Annotated in this window: 11 protein-coding genes; 5 read left to right on the forward strand and 6 right to left on the reverse strand. The window is 35.6% G+C overall.

Annotated features, from left to right (window positions below):
* The first annotated feature begins 658 nt into the window (after positions 1 to 658).
* The 5 genes from AC1RNS_RS06485 to opp4C all read left to right on the forward strand — a co-directional run bounded on the left by AC1RNS_RS06485 (position 659) and on the right by opp4C (position 6806).
* Complete coding sequence (locus AC1RNS_RS06485; protein WP_492991514.1) at positions 659 to 1633, forward strand: ABC transporter ATP-binding protein; 975 nt, start codon at positions 659 to 661, stop codon at positions 1631 to 1633.
* Between the two features lie 441 nt (positions 1634 to 2074).
* Positions 2075 to 3058: an ABC transporter ATP-binding protein gene (locus AC1RNS_RS06490; protein WP_492991515.1), complete on the forward strand. Its 984-nt coding sequence runs from the start codon at positions 2075 to 2077 to the stop codon at positions 3056 to 3058.
* Positions 3059 to 3112: 54 nt separating this feature from the next.
* A complete protein-coding gene (opp4A, locus tag AC1RNS_RS06495) occupies positions 3113 to 4837 on the forward strand; it encodes an oligopeptide ABC transporter substrate-binding protein (protein WP_492991516.1) in 1725 nt (574 codons plus the stop codon).
* Positions 4838 to 4919: 82 nt separating this feature from the next.
* A complete protein-coding gene (opp4B, locus tag AC1RNS_RS06500) occupies positions 4920 to 5885 on the forward strand; it encodes an oligopeptide ABC transporter permease (RefSeq protein WP_492991517.1) in 966 nt (321 codons plus the stop codon).
* A 12-nt stretch (positions 5886 to 5897) separates the two neighbouring features.
* Positions 5898 to 6806 (forward strand): oligopeptide ABC transporter permease, encoded by a 909-nt coding sequence (opp4C, locus tag AC1RNS_RS06505; RefSeq protein ID WP_492991518.1) that lies wholly within the window; start codon positions 5898 to 5900, stop codon positions 6804 to 6806.
* Positions 6807 to 6897: 91 nt separating this feature from the next.
* On the opposite strand, the gene AC1RNS_RS06510 is transcribed toward opp4C, so the two are convergent.
* From AC1RNS_RS06510 to AC1RNS_RS06535, 6 genes are all read right to left on the reverse strand, one after another.
* On the reverse strand, positions 6898 to 7824 hold the full coding sequence (locus tag AC1RNS_RS06510; RefSeq protein WP_492991519.1) for an ABC transporter ATP-binding protein: 927 nt from the start codon (positions 7822 to 7824) through the stop codon (positions 6898 to 6900).
* Positions 7817 to 8872 carry an ABC transporter ATP-binding protein gene (locus AC1RNS_RS06515; RefSeq protein WP_492991520.1) on the reverse strand — a complete coding sequence of 352 codons (1056 nt, stop codon included), beginning with the start codon at positions 8870 to 8872 and terminating at the stop codon, positions 7817 to 7819. Before AC1RNS_RS06515 ends, AC1RNS_RS06510 begins: the two co-directional genes overlap by 8 nt.
* Before the next feature lie 13 nt (positions 8873 to 8885).
* Positions 8886 to 9806, reverse strand: coding sequence for an ABC transporter permease (locus tag AC1RNS_RS06520; RefSeq protein ID WP_492991521.1), 921 nt, complete (start codon positions 9804 to 9806; stop codon positions 8886 to 8888).
* Positions 9806 to 10735, reverse strand: a complete 930-nt coding sequence (locus AC1RNS_RS06525; protein WP_492991522.1) for an ABC transporter permease — start codon at positions 10733 to 10735, stop codon at positions 9806 to 9808. The genes AC1RNS_RS06520 and AC1RNS_RS06525 overlap by 1 nt, the downstream gene beginning before the upstream one ends.
* 130 nt (positions 10736 to 10865) lie before the next feature.
* Positions 10866 to 12533, reverse strand: a complete 1668-nt coding sequence (locus AC1RNS_RS06530) for a peptide ABC transporter substrate-binding protein (RefSeq protein ID WP_492991523.1) — start codon at positions 12531 to 12533, stop codon at positions 10866 to 10868.
* Positions 12534 to 13465: 932 nt separating this feature from the next.
* Positions 13466 to 15151, reverse strand: a complete 1686-nt coding sequence (locus AC1RNS_RS06535) for a methyl-accepting chemotaxis protein (RefSeq protein WP_492991524.1) — start codon at positions 15149 to 15151, stop codon at positions 13466 to 13468.
* Between the last annotated feature and the right edge of the window lie 65 nt (positions 15152 to 15216).

Consider the following 15216-nt stretch of genomic DNA (forward strand, 5'->3'; position numbering starts at 1 on the left):
TGCGCGGTTTACTTGCTTAAAGCAAATTATTTTTCTGCTGTAATATAATTCACTTCTATTTATTAATGTGTTAATAGAAAAAATTATTTACAAAAATTGAAAACAGAAAAACTGAAAATATAGCAATTCGTCAAAATAACTAAAATAATAGGAAATACCAATTAAATGTAGATTATGTAAGAGAAAGTAATAAAATATTATATTATTTTTTATTATATTTAAATAATAAAAAAATGATACTTTATGCAGACGAAGTAACAAATGAACAAATATTCATTTGATAGAAATAAAAATATTTTAACGGAAATTGGAATAGTTGTATGGTTTATTTTGTATATAAGGTAATAAGAATTTAAAAAAATCACTTGATTTACGGTGTTATTTCTAGATAAAATAGCATTACGCTCAATTATCAGAATATTACATCAGTTGGATTTTTGATTGCTATTATTTTGTTTGGTAATGAATCTAGTAATATATAACAGAGTATTTGGACTTCGAAATTAGTGTTTTTTTGTCGAAAAATGATATTGAAATAGATTTTTAATCTGTTGGATGAATATTTATTTAGAGATTATATGCAAGATATTTATAAACTGTACTACATAAATTAATTATTATTTTAAGTAAAAAAATAAAATAAAAGGTGTGATAATAGATGAGTTTAATGTTAGAAGTGAAAAATCTTAAAACTGGTTTTGATATAGATGGCGAAATATATCATGCAGTAGATGATGTTTCATTTTCAGTTAAATCAGGTCAAATTATTGGAATAGTAGGAGAATCAGGATGTGGTAAAAGTGTAATGTCCCTTTCAATTATGCAGCTTCTTCCACAGGGAATTGGAAAAATCACTGGTGGTGAAATCAGATTTCATGGAAAAAATATTGAGCATCATACAAACGATGAGATGAATAAAATTCGAGGAAAAGATATTAGTATGATTTTTCAAGAACCGATGACATCATTAAATCCGGTTTTTACAATAGGCTCACAAATCGAAGAAATTATGTTGAACCATAGCAAAATGTCAAAAGCTGAGGTTAGAAGCAAAGCAATTGACCTGTTAAAGCAAGTAGGTATTCCAAGAGCTGAAAAAATCGTTGATGAATATCCTCATCAATTGTCAGGTGGAATGAGACAAAGAGTGATGATTGCCATTGCCATTGCATGTCAGCCTAGACTTTTAATCGCTGACGAACCTACAACTGCTTTAGATGTAACCGTTCAAGCCCAAATTCTTGAATTACTGAAAAATATACAAGAGAAAAATAAAATGTCTATTGTGCTAATTACTCACGATCTAGGTGTAGTTGCAGAAATGTGCGATGAGGTAATAATTATGTATGCGGGGAAAATTGTTGAACGAACAAATGTTGATAACCTGTTTTACAAGCCTAAACATCCTTATACAAAGTTATTAATGGCTTCAATTCCAAGAATAGATGTTGAAGTAAATGAATTATCCACTATTAAAGGGATTGTCCCTTCCTTAAAAAATATGCCTCAAGTTGGCTGCCGATTTGTAGATAGATGCCCATCGGCAATGTCTGAATGTAGTAACGTTACACCACAGCTTGCCTTTATAGGTGATCAGCATGAGGTATCTTGTTTACTTTATCTTCATCAGTAGAAGACTACCACTTTTACAGGTGGTAAGATGAACGCGGTTTTGGTTCCTTTTCAATAGGTTTCCAAACACCTACTGAAATAGAGGAACTCAGGCTAAGATCTCACATCCTGTGAAAACGCCTGAGTGACCAACAACGTGTTGCCGCTGCTGCGTTAGCACTACGATTTCGCACAAAAAACATCTGTTGGCCTAAAGCCTCTGGCGGAAGTCACGGATTTTCAAAGGAATGAATAAAGGATGTTAGCCTAAAACCTTCGCATCCTGCGAAAACGGCTAACTGACCTGCCTCGGTAAAAACGCCACGTCCTGTGGCATTACCGAAATGACCGACGTCGTATCGGCCCTCGTGCAGGCCTGGGCACAATTCAAAATCCCAGACGCAATTACATCAAGGCGAAATTGATGAAAAATGTAATACTAGAAAGGGTGTGAGCTGACAGTATGAATCAAACAACAGCAAAACAAGAGAATTTATTAGAAATTATTGATTTAAAAACATATTATCCCATCAAAGGTGGCTTATTTAGACATACTGTAGGTTATGTTAAAGCCGTTGATACTATTTCGTTTTCTATTAAAAATGGAGAGACATTGGGGTTAGTTGGTGAATCAGGTTGCGGAAAATCGACAACCGGTCGTACCATTTTAAGGTTATTGGACGCAACGGATGGAAAAATTATTTTTAATGGTAAAAATATAACAAAATTGCAAGGGAAATCATTAAGAGAAATACGGAAAGATATACAAATGGTATTTCAGGATCCATATGCCTCATTAAACCCCATGCAAATGGTGGGCAGTATTATAGCTGAGCCTATAATGAATTACCATAATAGATCACTTAAATCGTTAAAAAATGAAGTTATAGAGCTTTTAAGTAAAGTAGGATTACCAGAAGATGCTTATTATAAGTATGCTCATGAATTTTCAGGCGGTCAGCGTCAACGAATAGGTATTGCAAGAGCACTCGCACTCCGGCCAAAACTTATTATAGCAGATGAGCCTGTTTCGGCATTAGATGTGTCTGTGCAATCGCAAGTTCTTAATCTATTAAAAGAGCTACAAAATGAGTTTGATTTAACGTTTTTATTTATTGCTCATGATTTAAGTGTTGTCAAGCATATGAGTGACCGTATTGGTGTAATGTATTTAGGAAATATCGTGGAAATAGCAGACAAAGAACATATCTATGATGAACCGTTACATCCTTACACACAGGCGTTAATTTCTGCTATTCCAGTACCTGATCCAAGAAAGAAAAGCAATCGCATTGTGTTAGAAGGGGATATTCCAAGTCCAGCTAATCCTCCAAAAGGATGCCCATTCCATCCACGGTGCCCAAAGGCAATGAGAGAGTGTTCATTATCAAAACCAGCCTTAAAGGAGGTGAAGTTAGGACATAGAGTTGCATGCCATTTATATTAGAAAATCATTATGAGAATTAAATAATGACAAAATAAAATTCACGGGGGGAAAAAAATGAAAAAATCAGCATTATGGTCATTCATGCTAATGCTCGTTATGGTTCTATTTTTAGCAGCATGTAATAGTGACACATCGACACAGGAAAAAGAAGGGGACAAAGAGAAGGACAATTCTGCAACAACTAATGAAGCAAATGAAGGAGGAATTGTAACATTTGGTACGGACCAGGCTCCTGAGGGAGTATTTGATCCTGCGTATGCAGGAAGTGTTGTAGACGGCTATATTCAAAACTTTACAATGGATGGTATTTATGATGTGAATGATGAGTTAGAATATATTCCACACCTAGCAACCTGGGAAATTAGTGAGGATAAATTAACGTATACATTTAGCTTTAAGAAAGGTGTAAAGTGGCATAATGGTGAGGAGTTAACCGTTGATGACTGGGTGTATGCATTAGAAACATTAGCAAATCCAGAGTATGAAGGTCCTCGTTTCAATTATGCTGAAAATATTAAAGGGGCAGTAGCTAAAAAGGAGGGGAAAGCAGATAAAATTGAAGGCATTGAAGTCGTTGATCCATACACAGTAAAAATTACCTTCGAAAAAGTAAAGATTAATAACTTAGAAAATCTTTGGAATTATCCAATGCCAAAGAAACATTATGAAGGTATTGCTATTAAAGATTTAGAGGAGTCAAAGCAGGTTCGTGAAAATCCCGTAGGCTTAGGGCCATTTAAGGTGAAAAAAGTAGTAGATGGCGAGTATTCTGAATTAGAGCGTTTTGATGATTACTGGAAGGGCAAACCACAGCTAGATGGCGTGATTGTTAAAGTTATAGATCCATCTTTAGCAACAGGTGCGTTCCAAAACGGTGAAATTGACATTATGAATATAAGACCACAATCTGTTAAAGAATTATCAGCATTAAACAATGTGCGCATTGAAGAAACTACAGGTGTATCTTATTCTTATATAGGTCTTCGTTTTGGTCACCGTGATAAAGCTACACTTACAAATGTAGCAGATTTTGATAAGTTTAAATCAAAAGAATTGCGTCAGGCACTATTGTATGCGATTAATCGTCCAGCAATGATCGATGCTTTCTTAGAAGGAAAAGCTGAAGTTGCGAACACTGTGATTCCACGTGCATTTTGGATTGCTGCAGAGGAATCTGAACTGAATAAATATGAATACAATGCAGAAAAGGCTAAAGAACTGCTAAAAACTGCTGGATATGTAGATATAGATGGTGATGGATTTGTAGAAGATCCAAATGGAAAACCATTCAAAATTTCATTTGGTCATTATGCCGGTCCTGCAGCATTTGAGGGTCGATCTCAGGCCATTATTCAATCTTGGAATGATATTGGTGTAAAAACAGAATTGGCTACAGGTACTTTAATTGAATTTAATTTATATAACGATATGAAAGATAATGATGACACTGCTTTAGAAGCATTCTTCGGTTCTTGGAGTACTGGCTCTGACCCAGATCCATCTGGTTTATGGGGGAATAATGCAGAATGGAATTATGGTCGCTGGGTAGACGAACAGAATCAAAAATTATTAGATAAGGGCTTAAGTGAAGAGGCATTCGATAAAGTAAAACGTATGAAAACATATGTTGAATGGCAAAAGTATTTCAATGAAGAGGTACCTGCACTTCCATTATGGGAAAATTTAGATTTATATGGTATTAATAATCGATTACAAGGTGTTCATATCAATGCTGTTGGTTTCCAAACAGATGTTTATAAATGGAATATAAAGGAATAGATTAGAGGCCAAATCCTGCTAAATAGGTCCTTCCTCTATAGGAGGATCTATTTAGCAAATTTATAGATAAGGAGACGCTTACATGCTTCAATATACACTTCGAAGACTACTAGGCATGATCCCATTGTTACTCCTTATTTCGTTGGTGGTGTTCTTTTTAGCAAAAATGATGCCAGGTGATCCGTTTGGTGGAGAAATTGATCCATCTAATACGAATCCACAATACATCGAGGAAATGAGAGATAAGTTAGGCTATAATGATCCAATTATCACACAATACGGTAGATGGGTCGCTAATTTTGTACAAGGGGATTTTGGAAAATCAACAGTTTATAAAAAGCCAGCTGCAGAGATTATTGCCCAGCGAATACCTAATACCATATTTTTGGCAGTAGTATCATTATTTTTCACATATATTTTTGCTTTTATTATGGGGATGTATGCTGGACGAAAACCTTATACACTTGGGGATAATTTGATTGCGACCTATAATTACTTAGCTTTAGCGATTCCATCATTTGTTGCAGGAATTGTTGCTATTTACTTTTTTTCCTTTAAGCTAGGTTGGTTCCCTTTCAATGGCTCTGTAGGAGTAGGCGTAATGGAAGGGACCTTTAATTATTATATCAGCAAACTACATCATGTTTTATTACCTGCACTAATATTAGGATTGATGGGAACGGCATCCTATACACAATTTTTGCGCAATGACATTATTGAAAATAGTAGAAAAGATTTTGTAAGGACTGCAAGAGCAAAGGGGACAAAGGAATCAAAAATATATAATAAACATATTTTACGAAACTCAATCATTCCAATTATCACGTATCTTGGTTTTGATATTGCAACCTTAATTAGTGGAGCAGTCATAACAGAAACGATCTTTACTTATCCAGGTATAGGTGCACTATTCTTAGAATCTGTTGGAAGAAGAGATTATGCAGTCATGATGTCGATCACTATGTTACTTTCGTTTTTAACACTGTTTGGGAATTTAGTAGCGGATTTATTATATGGTGTGGTAGATCCGCGTATTAGACTAGATTAAGGAGGGGGAAGCATGACATTTGTTACTAATCAAGAAATATTATCTCCGAAAACACCGAAGAAAAGCCCCTCACCATGGGTGATTGCAAGACGAAAGTTCGTTAAAAATAAATTAGCTATGACTAGTCTGCTCTTTTTGTTGCTAGTTATTATTCTATCTTTTTTAGCTCCCTATATTACGACAAAAGATATTGTGCGTGTAGATCTTACAAATATAAGTCTACCTCCATCGAGCGAGCATTGGCTAGGAACAGATACGAATGGACGTGATGTTTTTACAAGAATGCTTTACGCGGGAAGATCCTCTTTAACAGTTGGATTGGGCTGTATGATTTTTATCGTGGTAATCGGTACTACGGTAGGAGCGATTTCAGGATATTTTGGAGGAAAGATTGAGCAGCTGTTAATGCGATTTACCGATTTTGTATTAATGTTTCCGTTTTTAGTATTTTGTATTGTATTAAATACTCTTCTTACTGGGAAAATATCTGGATTATGGACATTAATCATTGTTATCTCGATTTTAACTTGGGGAAGTGTTGCAAGAATCGTACGTAGTAGAATTCTTGCTGAGAAAGAAAATGAATATATCTTAGCAGCTCAATCAATTGGCTGTAAGTCCACAAAAATCATTGTAAAGCATTTACTACCCAATGTTGCCTCCACGATTATTGTACAGGCAACATTATTGATGGCAGTGACAATTGTGGCAGAATCCAGTTTAAGTTTTTTAGGAATGGGAGTACCTGCTGACACACCTAGCTGGGGAAATATGCTATTTGAGGCTAGAAATTCAGATGTATTAAAAAACAAGCTTTGGATGTGGGTACCACCAGCTACAGCTATCACACTAGTCATCTTGTCGATAAACTTTATCGGCGAAGGCTTAAAAGATGCTTTAAATCCAAAATCAAGAAGGTAGTAGCGGGCTTTAATCAATGTTAAAGGTGTCTAATATATCAATATAAAAAATCCATCCAATAGAGTTTTCTATTGGATGGATGTATAAGTAATTATCGATTAGCAACCCAAGTTTTCACTAAATCAGCTGTACCATAAACATAGTGTTGATTGCCGACTTCATGGTATGTTGCACTATCATCCACCTCTGTATGCTTGTATGGAATACGTTGACGGCGCTTTTCCGACATTGGGTCAGGAAGTGGGATGGCTGATAATAAAGATTTTGTATACGGATGTACAGGATTATTATAAATATCGTCTGCCTTACCGATTTCCATGATTTTCCCACGGTACATTACAGCGATACGGTCGCTGATGTATTTAACCATGGATAAGTCATGGGCAATAAATAGATATGTTAAGCCGCGCTCTTTTTGAAGCTGCTTTAGCAGGTTAACCACTTGCGCTTGAATGGATACGTCCAGTGCTGAGATAGGTTCATCGGCAATGATGAATTTTGGATCTAAGCTTAGGGCACGAGCAATCCCAATACGTTGACGCTGACCACCAGAGAATTCATGCGCATAACGGTTGGCGTGCTCTTTATTTAAGCCAACAGCCTCTAGTAATTGAGTAATCTTTTCACGGCGTTCATTTTTATTTTTGTAAAGACCATGAATATCAAAGGCTTCACCAATGATTTCTCCAGCCGTCATACGTGGATTTAAAGAAGCATATGGATCTTGGAAAATCATTTGCATTTGACGATTGAAATTTTTTAGTTCATTTTTAGATTTTTTACCATGAACATTTTCGCCATCAAAAATAATTTCACCATCTGTAATATCATATAGGCGAATAATGGAACGGCCAGTTGTTGACTTACCACAGCCTGATTCACCTACAAGACCAAGCGTTTCACCCTCATATACATCGAAGCTAATTCCATCAACAGCTTTAATCGGGTTACTTGGTGATCCAAAATACTGCTTTAAATTTTTGATTTCAAGAATTTTTTTAGTACTCGCTTTAGTCATGTTGTTGTGCCTCCTTTGCTAAATACCCTTCAATACGTTTAGCAACAGCTTCTGGAAGTGGTATTTTTGGTGCGTCTGGATGCAGCAGCCAAGTTTTGGCGAAATGTGTTTCACTTACTTGGAACATAGGTGGCTCTTGTTCATAATCAATAGCCATTGCGAATTCATTACGTGCAGCAAAAGCATCGCCCTTTGGAGGGTTCGTAAGATCTGGCGGTGAACCAGGAATCGTACGTAATAGCTCATCTGTGTCGTTATCTAAGTCTGGCATTGATCCAAGAAGACCCCATGTATAAGGATGCTTAGGATTATAGAAAATATCATTTACAGTACCATATTCCACGATTTGACCAGCGTACATAACAGCAACACGGTCAGCGATGTTGGCAACAACACCTAAATCATGCGTAATGAAAATGATAGATGTTTTCGAATTTTTTTGTATTTCTTTCATAAGCTCTAAAATTTGAGCTTGAATTGTAACGTCTAGGGCTGTTGTAGGCTCATCGGCAATTAACAGCTTTGGATCAGCTGCAAGAGCGATAGCAATAACAACACGCTGACGCATACCACCTGAAAACTCATGTGGATATTGGTTATAGCGTTTCTCAGGGAAGGGGATACCTACCTGTGTTAAAAGCTCAATTGCACGTTTTTTTGCATCTGCTTTAGATACTTTTTTGTGTTGTAAAATTACTTCAGTTATTTGACGTCCGACCTTCATAGTTGGATTTAAACTTGTCATAGGATCTTGGAAAATCATTGCAATTTCATTTCCGCGTACTTTTGACATTGCTTTATCACTTAACGGAACTAAATCACGGCCATTGAATAAAATCTGTCCTGACTCATAAATACCAGGTGGCTGTGGAATTAGTTTCATTAACGCATTACTCGTAACACTTTTACCTGAACCTGATTCACCTACTATAGCGAGTGTTTCACCTTCCTTTAAATCAAAGTTAACACCACGTACAGCATGAACAAGCCCTGCATAAGTTTTAAAGTTTATTCGTAAATCTTTTACTTCAAGAATTGTTTTACTCATTTCGGCCACCTCCTTATTTACGTAGTTTTGGATCTAGTGCATCGCGTAAGCCGTCACCAACTGCGTTAAACGCAAAGATTGTTAGTGAGATAAATATTGCTGGGAAAATCAAGCGCCAAGGAGCATTCGCAATGGCTTTATTTCCTTCAGAGGCCATTGTACCCCAAGAAGCATGTGGTGCAGGAACACCTAGCCCAAGATAGCTAAGGAATGATTCAGTAAAAATAGCTGAAGGAATAGTTAATGTCATTGTAACTAAAATTGCCCCTAAAGCATTTGGAATTAAATGTTTTAAAATTAAATGACCAGTATTAGCGCCTAATGTACGTGCAGCAAGTACATATTCTTGATTTTTAATGGATAATACCTCTCCTCGTACGATACGAGCCATATTAATCCAACCTGTAATAGATAGAGCGATAATCATTGGTACCAAACCTGGCTGTAATACTACTAAAAGTACGATTACTACTAAAAGGTAAGGAACAGCTGTAAGAACATCGGCAATACGCATCATAATATTATCCACACGACCGCCTGCTAGACCAGAAATACTTCCCCATAATACGCCAATGATTAAGTCAATAATTGCAGCTGTAATCCCGATGAATAGAGAGATACGAGCACCAGCCCAAATACGAACAAAAATATCACGACCTAAATCATCTGTACCAAACCAAAACTGAGAAGATGGTGGAGCATTAAAAGAACCTAGCTGATCACTATATTTATACGGAGAGAACATTGGTGCAAATATTGCCATTAAAATAATAAGAATCAGAACTACTAGGCCAAATATTGCCATTTTATTATGTGAAAAGCGGATAAATACTTCTTTCCAGAAGGAGACAGATTTATCAGCTAATTTTTCAGTTGCTTCATGATTCCCACCAACAATTTTAAATTTATCTTTTTCAATTTGTTGCTGTGTCATTATTTTTTCGCTCCTTTCAGTTTAATACGCGGATCAATCACACTATATAAAATATCAACGATTAGCACCGCAAATAAAAGGATGATGGAATAGAACACAGTCGTACCCATAATTACTGTATAGTCACGGTTTGTAATACTTTGTACAAAGTGTTTCCCAAGTCCAGGAATAGCGAAAATTTGCTCTACAATGAAACTACCTGTTAAAACACCAGCTGATAATGGACCAAGATAAGTAACAACTGGAAGTAAAGCGTTACGTAAAGTATGACGGTAAACGATTGTCCACTTTCTAATTCCTTTTGCACGAGCCATTTTTACATAATCACTGCTATTTTGCTCAAGCATGCTAGAACGAGTCAGTTTTGCAATAAAGCCCATATGTGTGAAAGCGATTGCAAGGGCAGGGAGTATACTATATTTAAAGCCCTCCCATCCACTAACTGGGAATAAGTTCAATTTATAAGCTAAGAAATACTGCATTAAACCTGCTAAGATAAATGATGGTACCGATATACCTAGCACCGCAAAGGACGTTGCCAAATAATCCGGGAACTTATTATGATAAAGCGCGGCAATTACGCCTATTAATATACCGAAACCAATTGCTAATAGCATAGCTTCAATCCCAAGTGTTAAAGATACTGGGAAACTTTCAGAAATGATATCATTTGTTGAACGCGCTTTATATTTCATGGATTCACCGAAATTGAAAGAGGCCGTATCGATTAAATAATCTTTATATTGAATATACCAAGGGTTATTTAATCCATACGTTTCGTTTAACTTCTCCTCGATTTGAGGTGGGAAATTACGTTCACTTGCAAATGGACTTCCTGGAGCGAGACGCATTAAGAAAAACGTAGCCGTTACGATGACGAAAAGCGCGAGAAGTATATACATCAGCCTTTTCAAAATATATTTAATCACATAAAACTCCTCCTTCTATTTGTCAATTTTCAGACAAATATATGCCTTCGTATTTTAAAAAGAGCTGACTCGTGCCGAAGTGACTACGAGGCAGCTCTTTTTATAGAGCTTAATTAAGAGATAGAATCAATTATTTTTTTTCAGTTTCAACAATTTTAACATCTTTAAGTTGGATGTTACCAATTCTATCTGGAGACATATTTTGTACTTTATCGTCTTTTACATATAAGTTAGTGTAGTAGTAGATTGGTGCAATTGGGAATTCAGTCATAGCAATTGCTTCAGCCTGTTTTAAGTATTCAGCACGCTTAGCAGTGTCTAATTCAGCAATTGATTTTTTCAATAGCTCTGCATATTGTGGGTTTTCCCAACCTGTATCATTGTTACCATTTGCGGCAGTATCATACATCTCTAAGAATGTATAAGCATCGTTGTAGTCAGCGATCCAGCCCATACGACCGATTTGGTAGTCTAATTGGTTAAGCTTTTCTAGATACACTTGCCATTCAGAGTTATCAAGGTTTGTTGTAATACCAAGCTTTTTGCTCCAGCCCTCTTGGATATATTGAGCGATAGCAGCATGTGCCTCACTTGTGTTAAATGAAAGATTGATGCTGATTTCTTTTGGATCAGTAATGCCAAGTTCTTTCATACCAGCTGCAAGTGCAGCTTTTGCACCTTCAATATCATTATCTTTATAATAACCGCGGTCTTCTTCGAAACCAGAGATTGCAGTTGGAACCATACCTAAAGCAGGTTTTTGTTCACCTTTAGTAACATTGTCGATTAAGCCTTGACGATCGATAGCTAATGTTAATGCTTTACGGATGTTAGCGTTTCCAGTAATTTTGTCTTTAGTGTTAAATTTGTACCAATAAATTGCTGCGTAGTCATTAATTTGTAATGAGCCATCAGCTTTGAAACCATCAATTGCATCAAGTGCAACTGTTTGATATGGAGAACCTAAATAGTCAATTTCTTTATTTTTAAACTTTGTTACTGCAGTTGCTTCGTTTTCAACCATACCGATATTAACTGTTTCTAGGTCTACATTTGCAGCATCCCAGTAATCAGCATTTTTCTTAAGAGTGATTGAAGCACTGTGTTTCCAAGTATCTAAAGTGAAAGGTCCGTTTGTTACATAGTTTTCACCAGCATCTGTATACCATTCATCGTTACCTTCAACTACTTTTGGGTTAATAGGTAAGTAAGTTTTGAAAGCTGTTAATTCTAAGAAGTAAGCAGTTGGGTTTTCTAATGTTACAACTAATGTTTTATCATCTTGAACTTTGATTCCTACATCGTCTGCAGAACCTTTACCATCGTTATAAGCTTGAGCCCCTTTAATTGGGTAGAATACAGAAGCATATTCAGATAGGTTATCAGGATTTAAAGCCCATTTCCAAGCATATTCGAAGTCACCAGCAGTTACTGGATCTCCGTTTGTCCATTTAGCATCACGTAAATTGAAAGTATAAGTAAGTCCATCTGGGCTTACTTCCCATTTCTCTGCCATTGCAGGAGTTGGTGTACCTTCTTTGTCTAAACGAGTTAGACCTTCAAAAATGTTAATTAATACTGCGCTAGATGTTGAATCTGTCGCAAGTTGTGGATGTAAAGATGGTGGTTCAGAAGCTACTACTAAGTTAAGATTTTTAGAAGCTGTTCCTGTAGAACCAGAATCTTTGCCCTCGTCTTTTGATTTTTCAGACGAATCTCCACCGAAGCCACATGCAGCAAGTACTAAAGAAAATACTGCAAGAACTGTTAGTAATAAAAACTTTTTGTTTTTATTCATGTAAATCCCCCTTATACAATTTTAAGCCTTCTTTGAAGCTCCTATTTAATATACCAAAAAAATCATTGTGCACAAAATAAAAAAGATTCAAATTTATATAGTATTATCTGACATCTAATAGAATAATAAATTTTTTCGATTTATCACATTAACAAGTGAAAGTGGTTAATTGATAATAATTTGATGTTTTTGTATTATATATATCAAAAATAAAACAAAAACAAAAAAATGACATACTATACCGAAAATTCCTATTCTTTTGATAATATCAATGGTATTTGAAAAATGATTCAAAAGTCATAGATGTGAGCTATTAAGAGAATTGTATGGATTTGTAGAAAATCTTTGTAAAACTAAGTGATTTAGTTTCTTATTCAGGTAATTTTTTGTAATTTCCTATGTCGAAACATGAATACTTTTATCTATTATTGATATATAAGAATCTTGTTTTGTATTTATCTAAGATTCTTTGTTTTGATGCTGAAAAAAGAAGAAGTAAAGTAAATGTATGAAAAAATGTGCCTTTTTTAAGAAATAATTGTATTGGATGGGAAGTGTTTTAAATAAGATAAATTTTCTTGAAATAATTTATGAGGTGTTTGAATATGCAACAATGTATGTAAAAATGACATAAATCATCATTTATCTACATATAGGATTTGGTATCTATTAAATGGTAGAAATAGTTATATTCAAGGTGTTTTTAAACGGTTGTTTTGTGGAGAAGTTCATTTGTCTCGCTTAGAAGGAAAGTGCCTGCATATAGTTATTATAACAATCTGGATTAAAGTCTATGAGCTATATGATCAACAGCAAACTCAGTTATCATTAATGTGCTATTGGCGAATTTTGTAAATGAGAAACGGGTAGGAAAAGGTTTATTGATAAATAAAGCAGTGCATTTTTTGTTTTAAAATGCACTGCTACCATGTTTACAGTTTAAATTGGCTAATTTGTGTTTGTAGATCAAAGGATTTTTCGCTTAAATCAGTAGCAACCTGGTTTATTTGTTGCATCGTAGCAGCTTGTTCTTTGCTAGATTCAGCAACAATTTGTGTATGGGCTGCGCTAGCAGAGGCGCCATTTGCAATCTCAGCGACAGATGCAGCGACCTGTTCTGCACTAGCAGATATTTCTTCAGAGGTAGCAGATATATCTTCAATTTGATCAGTCATAGTATTAATAGCTTCTACAATGGCTTCAAAAGCTGTTCCGGCATGACCTATCATTTTTACACCATCTGCTACAGATTGTAGACCACTCTCAACAGCTTTCTCTACATTTTGCGTATCTCCTTGTATTTCTTGCGTTAAATTGACAATTTTATTGGCAGATTGCTTTGATTCTTCGGCTAATTTACGAACCTCATCAGCCACTACAGCAAAGCCTTTCCCATGCTCACCAGCCCGTGCTGCTTCTATTGCAGCATTTAGTGCTAATAAATTCGTTTGTTCCGTGATAGCTGTAATGACCGTAGTGATGTTGCTAATTTCTTCAGATTGTTTGCTTAATTTCTGAACAAGATTATTAATCATTTGAGTAGAGTCATAGATGACATTCATTTGTTGTTGAGCTTCATTTGCAGTAGTACTACCGTTATTGGCTAATTCCGTTGTTGTGACAGCGTTTTGATGTAGTTGTTGGGTTGCTTCTGCTATTCGCTGAACCCCTACTGCTGTTTCATCCATAGCATGTGCACTCTCATTTGCAGCAATGGTAGCAGCAGAAGCTACGTTTGCTGTTTCAGTTATACTTCTAGTGACTTCATTAGCTGAAGCAGAAATTTCTTCAGTAGAGGCAGAAAGCTCTTCAGCGGAAGCCGTTAAATGTTCTGTGTTACCTTGTATATGAGTTAACAAGTTCCGTAAGCTGTTTTTCATTGTGTTAAATGCGGTAAAAAGCTGACCTATCTCATCTTTAGACTGATGGCTAATATCTTCATGATATAATTCACCATTTGCTATGTTATTGGCTGCGATAACTGTTAATTTTAAAGGCTTGGAAATAGTACGCTGCACATACAACATTAGTAGTATCCCTATGATTAATCCTAGAAGAATAGCAATAATCGAGATTATTTGTGAATTGGCTACGGCTTGTTTCGATTCTTTCGTTACAAGATCAAGCTGGTTCTTTTGGTAGCTTACAATTTTTTCAGATACTTCTAGTAGCCCTTTGTTCGCTTGTTCAACCTCCCTATTTACTTTTTGTAAAGCCTCTTCAAGTTTTCCAGCATTATGAAGTGCCAGAGCTTCATCCGCCGCTTTATTAAAAGCATCATTATATGTATTTAAATCCTTCGCATAAGTATCCATTTCCGATGAATCTGATTTTTGCATAATTTCATTTACATGCTCATCTAGCATTCCAGCATATTTAGAGAAATTTTCCTGGTTAGTTGCTTTATCTTCAATAAATATTGCGCGAATAAAAAGACCTTGCATTGCTAGTTCAAATTGAATATTATCCGCTAATTCTACTAGGGCGACACGATTTTCAAGTGCATTTTCAACCTTTCTTTCGATGTTGGTAAACTGAAAAAACATGATTAACAAAGAAATAATTAGGGTGAGGATGATTGTGAAAAAACCAAAGCTTAACTTTCTGCCTACAGTCATAGAGATACGCCCTTTCCAAAATACAAATATAATTTTTTTTATACTTAAATTTAGCCTTTTAGAAA

Source organism: Lysinibacillus sp. GW821-FHT14F06 (assembly GCF_058803665.1).